The 14275-nt window shown below is 73.8% G+C and carries 15 protein-coding genes; 8 read left to right on the forward strand and 7 right to left on the reverse strand.

The genetic code is table 11. The features are described from left to right. Positions 1–75 precede the first annotated feature (75 nt). Positions 76–1155 carry a zinc-binding dehydrogenase gene (locus ACGFQ9_RS29425; RefSeq protein WP_393577949.1) on the forward strand — a complete coding sequence of 360 codons (1080 nt, stop codon included), beginning with the start codon at positions 76–78 and terminating at the stop codon, positions 1153–1155. 249 nt (positions 1156–1404) lie between these two features. Beyond that, a complete protein-coding gene (locus tag ACGFQ9_RS29430; RefSeq protein WP_393577950.1) occupies positions 1405–1671 on the forward strand; it encodes a hypothetical protein in 267 nt (88 codons plus the stop codon). Positions 1672–1738: 67 nt separating this feature from the next. Here the strand turns inward: ACGFQ9_RS29430 and ACGFQ9_RS29435 are convergent, their stop codons facing one another. Beyond that, positions 1739–2941, reverse strand: a complete 1203-nt coding sequence (locus ACGFQ9_RS29435; RefSeq protein WP_393577951.1) for a penicillin-binding transpeptidase domain-containing protein — start codon at positions 2939–2941, stop codon at positions 1739–1741. Between the two features lie 117 nt (positions 2942–3058). Continuing rightward, on the reverse strand, positions 3059–3727 hold the full coding sequence (locus ACGFQ9_RS29440; protein ID WP_393577952.1) for a TetR/AcrR family transcriptional regulator: 669 nt from the start codon (positions 3725–3727) through the stop codon (positions 3059–3061). A 59-nt stretch (positions 3728–3786) separates the two neighbouring features. On the opposite strand from ACGFQ9_RS29440, the gene ACGFQ9_RS29445 reads away from it, so the two are divergent. The 3 genes from ACGFQ9_RS29445 (at position 3787) to ACGFQ9_RS29455 (ending at position 6073) form a co-directional block, all read left to right on the forward strand. Next, positions 3787–4944, forward strand: coding sequence for an acyl-CoA dehydrogenase family protein (locus ACGFQ9_RS29445; RefSeq protein WP_393577953.1), 1158 nt, complete (start codon positions 3787–3789; stop codon positions 4942–4944). A gap of 86 nt (positions 4945–5030) precedes the next feature. Next, on the forward strand, positions 5031–5336 hold the full coding sequence (locus ACGFQ9_RS29450) for a YiaA/YiaB family inner membrane protein (RefSeq protein ID WP_393577954.1): 306 nt from the start codon (positions 5031–5033) through the stop codon (positions 5334–5336). A 101-nt stretch (positions 5337–5437) separates the two neighbouring features. Continuing rightward, on the forward strand, positions 5438–6073 hold the full coding sequence (locus ACGFQ9_RS29455; RefSeq protein ID WP_393577955.1) for a TetR/AcrR family transcriptional regulator: 636 nt from the start codon (positions 5438–5440) through the stop codon (positions 6071–6073). A gap of 17 nt (positions 6074–6090) precedes the next feature. Here ACGFQ9_RS29455 and ACGFQ9_RS29460 read toward each other — a convergent pair whose 3' ends face one another. After that, positions 6091–6552: a MaoC family dehydratase gene (locus ACGFQ9_RS29460; protein ID WP_393577956.1), complete on the reverse strand. Its 462-nt coding sequence runs from the start codon at positions 6550–6552 to the stop codon at positions 6091–6093. Positions 6553–6680: 128 nt separating this feature from the next. Between ACGFQ9_RS29460 and soxR the strand changes: the two genes are divergently transcribed. Continuing rightward, positions 6681–7124: a redox-sensitive transcriptional activator SoxR gene (gene soxR / locus ACGFQ9_RS29465; RefSeq protein ID WP_393577957.1), complete on the forward strand. Its 444-nt coding sequence runs from the start codon at positions 6681–6683 to the stop codon at positions 7122–7124. On the opposite strand, the gene ACGFQ9_RS29470 is transcribed toward soxR, so the two are convergent. The 4 genes from ACGFQ9_RS29470 to ACGFQ9_RS29485 all read right to left on the reverse strand — a co-directional run bounded on the left by ACGFQ9_RS29470 (position 7105) and on the right by ACGFQ9_RS29485 (position 11493). Next, positions 7105–8040 (reverse strand): 3-keto-5-aminohexanoate cleavage protein, encoded by a 936-nt coding sequence (locus ACGFQ9_RS29470; RefSeq protein ID WP_393577959.1) that lies wholly within the window; start codon positions 8038–8040, stop codon positions 7105–7107. The two genes, soxR and ACGFQ9_RS29470, sit on opposite strands and share 20 nt — an antisense overlap. Next, positions 8037–8657, reverse strand: a complete 621-nt coding sequence (locus ACGFQ9_RS29475) for a hypothetical protein (protein WP_393577960.1) — start codon at positions 8655–8657, stop codon at positions 8037–8039. The genes ACGFQ9_RS29470 and ACGFQ9_RS29475 overlap by 4 nt, the downstream gene beginning before the upstream one ends. A gap of 107 nt (positions 8658–8764) precedes the next feature. Beyond that, entirely contained in the window at positions 8765–10096 is a 1332-nt protein-coding gene (locus ACGFQ9_RS29480; RefSeq protein ID WP_393577961.1) for a serine-threonine protein kinase, read from the reverse strand. 89 nt (positions 10097–10185) lie between these two features. Then, positions 10186–11493 (reverse strand): exo-beta-N-acetylmuramidase NamZ domain-containing protein, encoded by a 1308-nt coding sequence (locus ACGFQ9_RS29485; protein ID WP_393577963.1) that lies wholly within the window; start codon positions 11491–11493, stop codon positions 10186–10188. 177 nt (positions 11494–11670) lie between these two features. Between ACGFQ9_RS29485 and ACGFQ9_RS29490 the strand changes: the two genes are divergently transcribed. Continuing rightward, positions 11671–12435, forward strand: a complete 765-nt coding sequence (locus ACGFQ9_RS29490) for an SDR family oxidoreductase (RefSeq protein ID WP_393578186.1) — start codon at positions 11671–11673, stop codon at positions 12433–12435. Between the two features lie 89 nt (positions 12436–12524). After that, on the forward strand, positions 12525–14231 hold the full coding sequence (locus ACGFQ9_RS29495) for an AMP-binding protein (protein WP_393578187.1): 1707 nt from the start codon (positions 12525–12527) through the stop codon (positions 14229–14231). The last annotated feature ends 44 nt before the right edge of the window (positions 14232–14275 follow it).

The following is a 14275-nucleotide window of genomic DNA, read 5'->3' on the forward strand; positions in this document are numbered from 1 at the left end:
GGCCGGGGCCCTGATCCGCCGGACAGACCCTAGCCCCCGAAGCACCCACCCACGCAGACGGAGAAGATCGCCATCATGGTCCGCGCCGCCATCCTGCCCGCTGTCGGAGCACCGCTGGAGATACGGGAGATCGTTCTGCCCGAGCCCGGCCCCGGCCAGGTCCGGGTCCGGCTCGCCGCCGCCGGGGTCTGCCACTCCGACCTCTCCCTCACCAACGGCACCATGCGGGTTCCGGTGCCCGCCGTCCTCGGGCACGAGGGCGCCGGCACGGTCGTGTCCGTCGGCGGGGGCGTCACCCATGTCGCCCCCGGCGACGGAGTGGTCCTCAACTGGGCGCCGTCCTGCGGCGACTGCCACCACTGCGGCATCGGCGAGGTCTGGCTCTGCGCCAAGGCCCTCACCGGCGTCGGCGAGGTCTACGCCCACGACGACCGGGGCACCGAGCTCCACCCCGGTCTCAACGTCGCCGCGTTCGCCGAGGAGACCGTCGTCGCGGCCAACTGCGTGCTGCCCGCCCCCGCCGGCATCCCCCTCGCCGAGGCCGCCCTGCTCGGCTGCGCCGTACTCACCGGCTACGGCGCCGTCCACCACAGCGCACAGGTGCGCCCCGGGGAGTCGGTGGCCGTGTTCGGCGTGGGCGGTGTCGGCCTCGCCGCGCTCCAGGGAGCCCGTATCGCCGGGGCGGGACCGCTGATCGCGGTGGACGTCTCCCCGGCCAAGGAGGAACTGGCCCGTGCGGCCGGCGCCACCGAGTTCGTCCTCGCCTCCGGGACCACCGCCAAGGAGATCCGCGCCCTGACCGGCGGCCAGGGCGCGGACGTGGCCGTCGAATGCGTCGGCCGGGCCGAGACCATCCGGACCGCCTGGGAGTCCACCCGGCGGGGCGGCCGCACCACCGTCGTCGGCATCGGCGGCAAGGAGCAGCAGGTCGCCTTCCACGCGCTGGAGATCTTCCACTTCGCCCGCACCCTCACCGGCTGCGTCTACGGCAACAGCGACCCCGCCCGCGACCTCCCGGTGCTGGCCGAACACGTCCTGGCGGGCCGCCTCGACCTCGGCGCTCTCATCACCGACCGGATCGGCCTGAAGGACATTCCGGCCGCCTTCGAGGCGATGCTGGCGGGCAGGGGAGGACGGTCCCTGGTCGTCTTCTGACACTCCGCCGCACGCCCCGCGTACGCCCCCGGCCCCGGCCCGCCCCCGAACGCCCGTCCGGCCGGGGCCCCGGCGGACCCCGGCCGGTCCGAGGTGCGTGCGCCGGTGGGGTGCTCTAGCGTCGGAAGGGCGAGGGTGACCGTTGCGTCGAGCCGGTCGCCCCTCGGACAGCCTGCTCCGCGTCGCCCCCGCCCGTGGTCCGGCGCACTGGCGGATCGCGTAACCGACCGAGAGAGCAGGTGCATCCGCATGCGTTCGTCGGCTCGTATCCCCAGCCTCCTCGCCGGCCTGGTCCTCGCCGCCGGTGCCGTCGTCTTCGCGGGCCCGGCGGCCCACGCCGACATGCAGCAGTGCGAACAAGCCGTGTCGCAAAGCGGCAAGCAGGTCACGGACGCCGTCCGGCAGGCCTGCTACCAGGGCCAGATCGGCAACCAGACCAGCTGCTCCGCCAGCCTCGTCGAGGCCGGCATCTCCAACGACACCGCGGCCCAGGCCTGCCGGGTGGCCCCGAAGTAGCCCTCACGAGGCCCCCCGGGGCAGACGGCCCGCCTGCGGGCGCCGCCCCGGACGCCGGGCGCCGCGATCAGAGCCGTGCCGACCCCGCGAGCCGCCCGGCGATCCGGGCCGCCTCCCCGGTGGTGTCGGCGGAGGTGGAGAGGCAGACCGCCACGGCGAGCGGGCGGCCGCCCGGACCCGAGCCGGATGCCAGGGCCCAGGTGACCGAGGCGGAGGGCACCCAGGCGCTCACCGAGTCCCCGACGGCGGACCGCAGCTGCTCGGCGGTGTGCCGGGAGACGGCGCGCCCGGCGGGTGCGGGCGTCTTGGGGTCGTTCACCATCCGGGGGTGGACCCGGGTGCCGCCGTTGCCGATCGCGGCCATCACCATCGCCATGTGCACGGGGACGGCCTTGGTGTCGAAGAGGCCGTTGGCCGTCAGCGCGAGCTGTGCCGGATTCCCCGGCCGTTCGGGCCAGGTGCTCACCCAGGTCCGCAGCGGCGTGTCCATCTGCTCCACGTTGAAGCCGAACTCCCCGGCCGTGGCGGCCAGGGCCTCGGCACCCAGGTCGGCCGCGAGACGGGCGAAGACGTTCGAGCAGGCGTGGCGGAGGGCCACCCGCAGACTCGCGTTGGCGCAGTGGGCGGGGTCCCCGGCGAACTGAGCCGTGCTGTCGGGGACGGTGTGCACGGCCGGGCTGAGCGTCGGGGTGTCCACCGAGGCGAGCAGCCCCTTCTCCAGGGCGGTGGCCGCGACGACGACATGGGCGGCGGAGCCGATGTTCTCCGCGTTGCGGAGGGCCTTGTTGAAGAGGGGCTTGTCGGGGTCGTCCTTGAGCCGGTCCCACGCCTTTCCGTCGGCCACCCGGTTCCCGCTGAAGGTGCCGGGGTCGAACGCGGGGGCGCTCACCAGGGCGGCGATCTCGCCCGTCCGCGCGTCGAGGACGATCGCGGCGCCCTTTCGCCCGCGCAGTGCGTCGAAGGCGGCACGCTGGAGCACCGGGTCGATGGTGGTCACCACGTCCTCGCCCGCGTCGATCTTCTTCTGCAGGAGGCCTTCGAGTCCGGCAGCCCCGAACGGCAGCGAACGGTAGCCGGTGACGGCCGAGTACAGAGCTCCGTCCGTGTAAGTGCGCCGCCACGGGGCCTGGGGCAGCCCGGAAGCCTCCGATCCGGTGACCGGGCGTCCGGCGACCAGGATGTCGCCGAGCGCTCCCTCCGGCTTCGGGGCTGCCGGCTTCGCCGCTGTGGTGCCGGGAGCGCCCGGCGCGGACGGCTTTGCTTCCTCCACGCCAGGGCGCCCGGAGGAGCAACCTGACAGGCCGGCGGACAACAGACTGACCAGCGTGGCGACTACAGCGGCGGAGCGGTACGGCGACAGAGGCATGCGGTCATCCTAGGAACAAGATCACATCTGCCGGTCATGATGGCGTCGGATCGCTTCGTACTGCAGGGCCAGCCCGTCCAGCAGGGCTGTCAGGCCCGTTTCGAAGGCGCCCTCGTCCACCTCGCGCCGGCGTTCCGCCAGCAGGTGTGCCTGTCCGAGGTGGGGGTAGTCCGCCGGGTCGTACGCCTGCTCGTCGTCCACGAAACCGCCCGCGAACGAGCCCACCGCCGAGCCCAGGATGAAGTAGCGCATCAGCGCGCCGATCCGGGTCGCCTGGGCGGGCGGCCAGCCCGCCGCCGTCATCGCCCCGAACACCGCGTCCGCGACCCGCAGTCCGGCCGGCCGACGCCCCGGTCCACGTGCCAGCACCGGCACGATGTGCGGGTGGTCGGCCAGGGCCGCCCGGTAGGAGTGGGCCCAGTCGTGCAGTGCGGTCCGCCAGTTCCGGCCGTCCGACTCCTCGAACATCGACAGGTCCACGCGCGCGCTCACCGCGTCCGCGACCGCGTCCAGGATCTCGTCCTTGGTGCGGAAGTGGTTGTAGAGGGAAGGCCCGCTGACCCCGAGCGCGGCCGCCAGCCGACGCGTCGAAACGGCCTCCAGCCCTTCCGCGTCCACCAGAGCGCCGGCCGTCTCGACGATGCGGTCTCTGCTCAGGAGGGGCTTGCGCGGTCTGGCCATGCGCCACATAGTAGGCCCCGGAAACCGAAAACTACCGCTGCTAATTAAACGCCCGGTGGGGGATGGCCGTGAACCTGGAGCTCAGCGAGGAGCAGACCGCCGTGCGGCGCCTCGCCCGCGACTTCGCCGACCGTGAGATCGCCCCGTACGCCGCCGACTGGGACCGTGCCGAAAGCGTCGACCGGTCGATCGTCAAGAAGCTCGGCGACCTGGGTTTCCTCGGGCTCACCGTCCCCGAGGAGTACGGCGGCTCCGGCGGCGACCACCTCTCGTACTGCCTGGTCACCGAAGAACTCGGCCGCGGCGACTCGTCGGTGCGCGGCATCGTCTCCGTCTCGCTCGGCCTGGTCGCGAAGACCGTCGCCGCATGGGGGAGCGAGGAGCAGAAGCGGGAATGGCTGCCCCGGCTCTGCTCCGGCGAGGCCCTCGGCTGCTTCGGCCTCACCGAGCCCGGCGCCGGCTCGGACGCGGGCAGCCTCACCACCCGGGCGGTGCGCTCGGACGGCGGCGGCGCGTACGTGGTGAACGGCAGCAAGATGTTCATCACCAACGGCACCTGGGCCGATGTGGTCCTCCTGTTCGCCCGGACCGGCGACGAGCCGGGCCACCGCGGGATATCGGCCTTCCTCGTCCCGGCCGACAGCCCCGGCCTGACCCGGCGCGAGGTCCGCGGCAAGCTCGGCCTGCGCGGCCAGGCCACCGCCGAACTGGTCCTGGAGGACGTCCGGGTGCCCGCCTCGTCCATGCTCGGCCCCGAGGGCAAGGGCTTCCCGGTGGCGATGTCCGCCCTCGCCAAGGGCCGGATGTCGGTGGCCGCCGGCTGCGTCGGCATCGCCCAGGCGGCCCTGGAGGCGGCCGTGTCGTACGCCGCCGGCCGCGAGCAGTTCGGCAAGCCGATCGCCGGCCACCAGCTGGTCCAGGAGCTGATCGCCGACATCTCGGTGGACGTGGACGCGGCCAGGCTGCTCACCTGGCGGGTCGCCGACCTGATCGACCGCGGCCGGCCCTTCGCCACCGAATCGGCCACGGCCAAGCTCTTCGCCTCCGAGGCGGCGGTCCGTGCGGCGGGCAACGCGCTCCAGGTGCACGGCGGTTACGGGTACGTCGACGAGTATCCGGCGGGCAAGCTGTTGCGCGACGCCCGCGTGATGACCCTCTACGAGGGCACCAGTCAGATCCAGAAGCTCCTCATCGGCCGTGCCCGCACGGGGGTTTCGGCCTTCTGAGCCGTGCCTCCGGCGGCGGGTTCTGAGTACCCACCTGAGTACGCGTACGGATTCCCGCCCGGCGGCACCGGCGGGAAGCTGGGCCCATGAACGAGACACCGGTTAAGCAGCAGAACACGGGGGCGTACTACGGCCAGGCCATCGCCTCCTTCGGCGTCGCGATCAGCGCGGTGGCCCTCGGGATCTACAACCTGGACGCGGACGCCTGGGTCCGGGCCTTCCTCGGCATCTCCGTCCTCTACCTCACCACCTCGGCCTTCACGCTGGCCAAGGTGATCCGGGACCGGCAGGAGGCGGACCAGATCGTCAGCCGGGTGGACCAGGCCCGGATGGAGAAGATCATGACGGACTACGACCCGTACCGGCCTCAGACCCCGAAGGCGGCGGGGTAGGGGAGGGGCGCGGAGGGCGGTGGAGGGGAGCGGTGTGGGCTAAGCGCTTGCTCAGCCTCCGGTAAGGTGTTCACTCCCCGAGGCGGAGAGGTGAACGAGCGATGGTCAGCGCGGAGGAGACCGGCGGCAGCGGCGGCGGGTACGTGCCGTGGTCGGAGGTCGCCCCCGACGCGGCGCGGCGGCTGCTGATCGCGGCCGTGGAAGCCTTCGCGGAGCGCGGGTACCACGCCACCACCACGCGTGACATCGCGCAGCGCGCCGGGATGAGCCCGGCGGCGCTCTACATCCACTACAAGACCAAAGAGGAACTCCTCCACCGGATCAGCCGGATCGGCCACGACAAGGCGCTGGAGATCCTGACGACGGCGGCAGACGGCCCCGGGAGCGCCGCCGCACGGCTCGACGCCGCCGTGCGGTCCTTCGTGCGGTGGCACGCCGCCCACCACACCACCGCACGGGTGGTCCAGTACGAGCTCGATGCTCTCGGTCCGGAGCACCGCTCCGAAATCGTGGCACTGCGCCGTGAGAGCGATGCGGCGGTCCGCCGGATCCTCGCCGAAGGGGTGGAGGCGGGCGAGTTCGACGTCCCCGACGTCCCGGGCACCACCCTGGCTGTGCTCTCGCTCTGCATCGACGTGGCCCGCTGGTTCAACGCGGCGGGGAACCGGACACCCGACGAGGTCGGCGCGCTCTACGCCGACCTCGTGCTCCGCATGGTGGGCGCACGCCAGGCGTAGCGCCACCCGCTCGGAAGTCAGAAGTAGTAGCGGGACACCGTCTCCGCCACGCACACCGGCTTCTCGCCGCCCTCACGCTCGACCGTGACGGTCGCCGCGACCTGTACCCCGCCGCCCGCCTCGGTCACGGAGGTGATGACGGCGGTCGCGCGCAGCCGTGAGCCGACCGGCACGACGGCGGGGAAACGCACCTTGTCCACGCCGTAGTTGATGCCCATGCGCATGCCCTCGACCCGCATGATCTGCGGCACCAGGGTGGGCAGCAGCGACAGGGTCAGATAGCCGTGCGCGATGGTCGAGCCGAACGGCCCGGACGCGGCACGCTCGGGGTCGACGTGGATCCACTGGTGGTCGCCGGTCGCGTCGGCGAAGAGGTCGATCCGTTTCTGGTCGACCTCCAGCCAGTCGCCGGGGCCGAGCGGTTCGCCGACCCCGGCCCGTAGCTCATCCGCGGACGTGAAGATCTTCGGCTCGGCCATGGGTCTCCCTCTGGGGCCATCGGGTCATCGGAGGTCATCGCAACATCATCGGAACAAGCGCTTGCTCAGAATGGTTCGGCGGCATGTATCTGTCAACGGAACAAGGTAGGCCGACTACCCTCGGCAGGGTGCCGCAGATTCCCGAGAAGATCCACGAACTCACCGTCGGCCAGCTGTCCGCGCGCAGCGGGGCGGCGGTCTCCGCGCTCCACTTCTACGAGTCGAAGGGGCTGATCAGCAGCCGCCGCACCTCCGGCAACCAGCGGCGCTTCACCCGCGACACGCTGCGCCGGGTGGCGTTCGTACGGGCAGCCCAACGGGTCGGCATGCCGCTGGACGCGATCCGCGAGGCGCTCGCGCAGCTCCCGGAGGAGAGGACCCCGACCCGCGAGGACTGGGCGCGGCTGTCGGAACTGTGGCGCGCCGAACTCGACGCCAGGCTGGAGCGCCTGTCGCGGCTGCGGGACCAGCTCTCCGACTGCATCGGCTGCGGATGCCTGTCGCTGAAGTCCTGTGCCCTGTCGAACCCCGACGACGCCATCGGCGCCGTGATCACCGGCTCCCGCCTCTAGCGGCGGAGCCGCCCTCACGGCCGGAGGCCAGGGCCGCCGTGACCAGGGCGGCGTTGGACGGGGCCGGGCGGCCGTCCGGGAGGTGGAGGACGTCTCCGATGCCGGTGCGGCGTCCCGCACCCAGCCGCGCGGCCGACCGCAGCACGGGCCAGGCGGCACCGTCGCGTCCGTACAGCACCACCTCGCCCGCACAGGCCTCGAGCAGCCGGGCGAGCGGCACTTCGGGGCCGTGGCAGGGCATGCGCAAGGACAGCCGGCCCAGTGCGCCGCCACCCGGCAGCGGCACCAGCAAGCGCGTCAGCGGGAGGCCTTCCAGAGGGTGAGGGAGGCCGTCCGGCCGGTGCGGGAGATCCCCGGGGCGGCCGGGAACGTCCTCCGTCGCGGGAGACAGGCACACCGGGAGCGGACGGACTACGCCGTCCACCGCGACACCCCGTCCCGCCAGGGCCATCGCCAGGTCCACCGCGCCCGGCTCCGAAAGGTCGACCACCGCGCGGTCCGGGAGGACCTCCCAGCCTGCGATCCGGGCGAGCCGCGCCGCCGGGTCCGGCTCCGTCGCCACCGTCGCGCACACCGCCAGCGGTACGCGGACCGCCGCCCGGAGCGCGGCGAGCACCGGCCCGACCACACGCGGCGACAGGGACTCCCGTCCGCACGGGGTGCGCGGGTGCACCAGCACCTCGGTGGCTCCCGCCGCGACCGATGCGACCGCCGCCTCGACCAGCGCTTCCGGCGACATCGGCACCGCCGCGCCCTCCGCCGCCGTACGCGAGCCGTTCAGCGCCACCTGGAGCACCGCCGCACCGGGCGGCTCCGGGGCGTGCGGCTCCGCGCCGCGCACCGCCGCCACCCGCTCCCGAGCCGCCGTGGCCGCCACCACCCCCGTCGCCGGCCGCCCCCGCCGCGCAGCCGTCATGGCGTACCGGTACCCGTGCCCATGCCTGTGCCCGCTTCCGTCCCCGTACTTGTGTCCGTGTCCGCGTCCGCCAGGGCGGGCCGCGGTACGACGATGCCGCAGCCGGCGCACACCGGGCCGTCCCACGGCTGGGCCCCCTGCGGCGGGGGCTCCGGCTGCGCCTGTCCCCAGCACAGTTCCCGGGCGCCGCACACCGGGCAGGTCGTGCCCGGCTCCGACTCCAGTGCCTTCACCAGCCGCCGCAGCACCTCGCCCAGCGGCTCCTTCGGCCGGATCCCCGGGTCGGCGCAGCGCGCCACCGCCTCACCGCCCCACGCCCACTCCGGCCGGCGCAGCCCGTCGTGCTTCTCCCGGCGCCGCCGCTCGGCGAAGTGCCGCTCGTACTCCAGCCAGACCGCCCTGGCCTCCTCCAGTTCCTCCAGCGCCGCCACCAGCCGCTGTGGATCCGCCGCCCGGTCCTCCGGCCCTATCCCGTGCCGGTCGCACAGGTGCCACCAGGTGGCCCTGTGCCCGTACGGCGCGAATCTCTCCAGACAGCGGCGCAGCGAATGCCGCCGCAAGGCGCGGTCGTTGCGCGCGTCGCGCACCTGGACCGCCAGGCTCCGGAAACCCGCCATCGCATCGTCACCTCCGTGCGCACCTCCACCTCCGTGGCCAACATGCCCGGACCCGTGTGGGCGCATGCGGGGGCGGTCGAGGCGTACGGGTGGCACGTGGCCGGAACTCAGCGCCCCATACGCCCCGCCGCGACCACCACCCGGGCGAGTTCCTCGTGGCAGATGTCGCTGTGCGCCCCCGACGGGGGACCGCCCCGCCGGACGACCGAAGCGGCGTCCACGCTCGCGCAACCCGCCGTCGGCAGCCCGCCCCGCAGGGCCTCGTCCAGGGTGATGCGCACGGCCCCGGGGATCCCCTGGACGCCGTCGTGACCGATGGCGCCCCACCGGGCGTCGAATCCCGCGAATCCGGCTGAATCGCCCGCCATCCGGGACGCCAGCGGGTAGAAGACCCGCAAGGCCGCGTCGTGCCGCGAGTAGCAGGACACCACCGGCCCGTCCACCCGCCGCTGCAGCCCGGCCAGCGCCCCGCCCCGGCCCCGGTCGTGCGGCAGCCGGTCCGCGAAGGCGTAGTGCGAGAAGGCTCCCTGGAGCAATGTCAGGGACCGGACGAATCCCCAGCCGTCCGGCACCGCGCGGAGCGCGAACGACACCACGCGGGCGCCGAAGCTGTGCCCGATCAGATGGATCCGCAACCGGGGGCGGGATCGCGACAGCTCGGTCAGTACGGGGCCCAGCCCGCGCTCGCCGACCACCCCGGCCCGCTTCTTCATCCGGTGGTACGTGGCCTGCCGGAGCAGTTCCTTGCCGCCGTTCCACAGCCCTTCCGGCTCGGTCGAGCCTGCCTCCGTCAGTCCGGCGGCCAGCGCCCGGCAGGCGTCGGCCGGGTCCCCGGTGAAGATCACCGGCAATGGCTCCGCCGCCCCCGCGCCGAGCGGGCCCGCCCCGAACGCGCCCGGCCCGGCCGTGTGCGCGCCTGATCCGTTCTCGCCCGCCAAAGCCCTGGTCAGTGCGGCGAATTCGGTCAACGCCTCCACCGACTCCGGGCGCTCCGCCAGCAGTTCGGCGATCCGGTCCAGCTCCGCTTCCCGGCCCGGCCAGAACTCCCGCAGCGCCGAACGGGTTCCGGCATCCAGCCCGGCCGTGCCCCCGGCGCCGCTCCCGGCCACGGTGCCGTTCTCCGCCCCGAATCCCGCCCCGCGCACCTCGAAGTCCGGGATCGGTTCGTCCGCGAACCGGATCGACGGCCAGACCACGCCCACGTAGCCGAGCCGTACCGAGGGCCCGACCAGCCCGGGGAACGGCGCGAAGAACCGGTCGTACAGCCGGGTCGCGGTCGACGGCTCGCTGTTCCAGCCGTGCGAGAACACCAGCAGGTCGGTGGCCTCCAGACCGGCCACGGCAGCCCGCGACCCGGGATCCACGTCCCCCTCTGCGTCGAAGGTCAGTTCCGCGTACGGGCCAACCCCCAGGGCCGCGCCCCGACTCGCACCCGACATGAGGTCCCCCCTCGCCGCCGCGCTCCGTCACCGCGGCTCCAGCATCCCGCCGCGCCGGGCATCCGGCCAGCCCCCTCGCACGGCGGACCTCACCGGTACAGCAGGTACTGCTCGCGCACCTCCGCGAACCGTGCCAGCCCGGCCTCCCAGTCCGCCACGACCTCCTCCACCCCGGCGCCGGCGTCCACCAGCCGCCGCACCCGGTCCGAGCCGGTCAGCTTGTCGATCCAGTGGTCGGGCCGCCAGGCGAACCCGCTCCACGACCGCCGGGCCGTCACCAGCAGCCCGATCCCGGCCCGCACCGGCTCGAACGCCGCCCGGTCGTGCACGAGCACCCGTACCCCGCCGCAGGTGCGCCCGGCGAACTTCGAGAACGACGGGGTGAAGTACGTCTCCCGGAACCACACCCCGGGCAGCTCCAGGGCGTTCGCGGCCTCCGCCCACCGCCGGTCCACCCCCTCCGCCCCCACCACCTCGAACGGGGTGGTCGTGCCGCGCCCCTCCGACAGGTTGGTCCCCTCGAACGGGCAGGTCCCCGCGTACGCGAGGGCGGTGTCGGGAGTCGGCATGTTCGGGCTCGGCGGCACCCACGGCAGCCCGGTGTCCCCGAAGAAGGCGTCCCGCCGCCACCCCGCCATCCGTACGGTGCTCAGCCGGGCGGGCCGGTCCTTCAGGAACTCCCCGTTGAACAGCAGGGCCAGCTCCGCCGCCGTCATGCCGTGCGCCAGCGCCACCGGCTCCCGCCCGACGAAGCTCGCGTACGCGCGCTCCAGCACCGGCCCGGCGGCCCGCCGCCCGCCCACCGGGTTGGGCCGGTCCAGCACCACCACGGCCCGCCCGGCCAGCGCGGCCGCGCGCATGCAGTCGTACAGCGTCCAGACGTAGGTGTAGAAGCGGGCCCCGACGTCCTGGATGTCAAAGACCACCGTGTCCACCCCGGCCGCGGTGAAGACGTCGGCGAGGGCCTGCCCGCTCCGGCCGTACGTGTCGTACACCGGCAGCCCGGTCGCCGGGTCGCGACCCTGCCCCTCGGACCCGCCGGCCTGCGCGGTGCCCCGGAAGCCGTGCTCCGGGCCGAACACCGCGACCAGGTCGACGCGGTCGTCCGCGTGCAGCACGTCCACCAGGTGCCGGGCATCCGCGGTGATCCCGGTGGGGTTGGTGACCACGCCGACCCGCTGCCCGGCGAGCAGCGCGTACCCGTCCGCGGCGAGCTCCTCGAAGCCGGTCCGTACCCGCCCGGCCCGGGGAGCGGCGGCCGCGTGAACCACCCCGGCCCCAGGAGCGGCGGCCCCGGCGACCTCGGCGGCTTCGGCGACGGCCGGCACCGCACCGGCTCCTGCTCCTGCTCCCACGGCCCCCGCCAGTCCCAACAGCCCCCGTCGCGACAGACTCATCCGCCCACGCTAGGCGCCCGTCCCCTTCCAACCGCCCATACCGACTGGTTAGTCTGCCGTCGTCCCGGCAGCCCTTCACCCCCAGATCCCTCACCCCCCGTTCCCTCACCCCCCGTTCCCTCACCCCCGTTTCTTCACCGGTTGCGAAAGGCGGAACCCGTGAGCCCCCAGAACACCGTGAGCCCGTACCAGAACGCCCGAGTCGTCGTCACCGGCGCGGGCGGCGGCATCGGCGAGGCCCTCGCGCACCGCTTCGCCGCCCAAGGCGCCACGGTCGTGGTCAACGACCTCGACCCGGCCCGGGCCGCGTCCGTCGCGAGCGCCATCGGGGCCCGCGCCATCGCCCTGCCCGGCGATGCCTCGCGGATCGCCGAGGAGGCCCGCGAGGCGCTGGGCGGCACGGTGGACGTCTACTGCGCCAACGCCGGGATCGCCTCGGGCGGAGACCCCTTCGCTGAGGAGGCCGTATGGGACGCGGCCTGGCAGACCAACGTGATGTCGCACGTCCGCGCGGCCCGCGCGCTGCTGCCCCACTGGCTGGAGCGGGGGAGCGGGCGCTTCGTCTCCACCGTCTCGGCCGCCGGGCTGCTCACCATGATCGGAGCCGCCCCGTACAGTGTCACCAAGCACGGCGCGCTCGCCTTCGCGGAGTGGCTCTCGCTGACCTACCGCCACCGCGGGATCAAGGTCCATGCCATCTGCCCGCAGGGGGTGCGCACGGACATGCTGACCGCCGCCGGCTCGGCCGGTGAGCTGGTCCTCGCGCCGACCGCGATCGAACCGGAAGCGGTCGCGGACGCGCTGTTCGACGGCATGGCGAAGGGCACCTTCTTGATCCTCCCGCACCCCGAGGTGGCCGGGTACTACGCGACCCGGGCGACCGACCCCGACCGCTGGCTGTCCGGCATGAACCATCTCCAGCGCACCTGGGAGGGCGCGTGACCCCCGACCCGGCCCCGGGACCCTCCGCGTCCGCCGGATCCTCCGCATTCACCGCACCCGCCGAGTCCCCCGCACCCACCGGATCCTCCGTGTCCCGCTACGCCGCCCGCCCCTGGCTGGCCCGGCTCAGCCCCGCCCAGCTGGCGCCCGCCGACCCCCCGCCCAGCGTGCTCCACGCTTTCCGTGCGGCGGCGGCCAGGGCGCCGGAACGCGTCGCGCTCGCCTACTTCGACGGCCGGCTGAGCTACGCCGAGACCGCCGCGCTCTCCGGTTCGCTGGCCGGCCACCTCGCCGCCCGGGGGGTCCGGCCGGGCGACCGGGTCGCGGTGATGCTGCAGAACACCCCGCACTTCGTGCTCGCCGTACTCGCCGCCTGGGGGGCGGGCGCGGTCGTGGTCCCGCTCAACCCCATGTACAAGTCGGGGGAGGTCCGGCACGTCCTGGCCGACTCCGGAGCCGCCGCCCTGGTCTGCGAGGCCTCGGCCTGGACGGCGTACCTGCGCGAGGCGACCGCCGGTACGGCCGTGCACACCGTGCTGACCGCCCGCGACCGCGACCTCCAGACCCGCGACGACCCGCGCGTCTTCGGCTCCGCGACGGCTACGGCGGACACGGCCGAAGACCTGTCGCCGCCGACCCCCGAAGGCCCCCGAGGTCCCGAAACCCCCGCAGCCTTCGACCTGCTGACCGAGGCCCGCCGGGGCCACGCCGAACCCGCGTCGGTGCCCGAGCCGCGGGCGACCGGCACCGCCCTGGTCAGCTACACCTCCGGTACCAGCGGCACCCCCAAGGGCGCCCTCAACCCGCACGGAGCGCTCACCCACAACGCCGTGCGCCAGGTCATGGGCCACCCCATACCCGAGGGCGCCGGGTACTTCGCCCTCGCCCCGCTCTTCCACATCACCGGCATGGTCTGCGAGCTCGCCGCCTGCTTCGTCAACGCCGGCACCCTCGTCCTCGCCCACCGCTTCGAACCGGGCGCGGTCCTCGACGCCTTCCTGGAACACCGTCCCGCCTACACCATCGGCCCCGCCACCGCCTTCATGGCTCTGGCCGCCCATCCCGCCGTCACCCGCGACCACTTCGCCTCGTTCCGGATCGTCTCCTCCGGTGGCGCGCCACTCCCGCCCGCCCTCGTCGAGCGGCTCCGCACCACCCTCGGCTGCTCCCTCCGCAACGGCTACGGACTGACCGAGACCACCGGTGCCACGGCCTCCGTCCCCGCCCACCTGGAGGCCCCGGTCGACCCGGCCTCCGGCACCCTCTCCGTGGGCGTGCCCGGCGCGGACACCCTCGTACGGATCCTCGACGACCACGGCCGCGAGCTGCCCTTCGGCGAGACCGGGGAGATCGCGGTCCGCGGCCCCCAGGTGGTGCCCGGCTACTGGCGGCAGCCCGAAGCCACCGCCCGGGCCTTCCCGGGCGGCGAACTCCGCACCGGGGACGTCGGCTTCATGGACCCGGACGGCTGGCTCTACGTCGTCGACCGGAAGAAGGACATGATCAACGCGTCCGGTTTCAAGGTCTGGCCGCGGGAGGTCGAGGACGTCCTCTACACCCACCCCGCCGTCCGCGAGGCCGCCGTGGTCGGGGTCCCGGACCCGTATCGCGGCGAGACGGTCAAGGCGTACGTCAGCCTGCGCCCGGGTGCCTCGGCCGGACCGGCGGAACTGTCCGCCTACTGCGCCGAGCGGATCGCCGCCTACAAGTACCCGCGCGAGGTGGAGATCCTGGCTGTTCTTCCCAAGACGACCAGTGGCAAGATCCTGCGACGAGAACTGCGCGACCGCGGCTGAAATCGTTCGTAGGAACGGGCAGGCGCAAAACTGCACGAAAGAGG

It is taken from the genome of Streptomyces sp. NPDC048603 (assembly GCF_043199475.1).
Lineage (GTDB): Bacteria > Actinomycetota > Actinomycetes > Streptomycetales > Streptomycetaceae > Streptomyces.

Bases quoted from the DNA above. Each gene is read 5' to 3' on its own strand.
- ACGFQ9_RS29460 (WP_393577956.1), bottom strand. From the start codon at position 6,552: ATGGCCGAGCCGAAGATCTTCACGTCCGCGGATGAGCTACGGGCCGGG.
- ACGFQ9_RS29440 (WP_393577952.1), bottom strand. From the start codon at position 3,727: ATGTGGCGCATGGCCAGACCGCGCAAGCCCCTCCTGAGCAGAGACCGC.
- ACGFQ9_RS29450 (WP_393577954.1), top strand. From the start codon at position 5,031: ATGAACGAGACACCGGTTAAGCAGCAGAACACGGGGGCGTACTACGGC.
- ACGFQ9_RS29475 (WP_393577960.1), bottom strand. From the start codon at position 8,657: ATGGCGGGTTTCCGGAGCCTGGCGGTCCAGGTGCGCGACGCGCGCAAC.
- ACGFQ9_RS29455 (WP_393577955.1), top strand. From the start codon at position 5,438: ATGGTCAGCGCGGAGGAGACCGGCGGCAGCGGCGGCGGGTACGTGCCG.
- ACGFQ9_RS29485 (WP_393577963.1), bottom strand. From the start codon at position 11,493: ATGAGTCTGTCGCGACGGGGGCTGTTGGGACTGGCGGGGGCCGTGGGA.
- ACGFQ9_RS29470 (WP_393577959.1), bottom strand. From the start codon at position 8,040: ATGACGGCTGCGCGGCGGGGGCGGCCGGCGACGGGGGTGGTGGCGGCC.
- ACGFQ9_RS29480 (WP_393577961.1), bottom strand. From the start codon at position 10,096: ATGTCGGGTGCGAGTCGGGGCGCGGCCCTGGGGGTTGGCCCGTACGCG.
- ACGFQ9_RS29425 (WP_393577949.1), top strand. From the start codon at position 76: ATGGTCCGCGCCGCCATCCTGCCCGCTGTCGGAGCACCGCTGGAGATA.
- ACGFQ9_RS29430 (WP_393577950.1), top strand. From the start codon at position 1,405: ATGCGTTCGTCGGCTCGTATCCCCAGCCTCCTCGCCGGCCTGGTCCTC.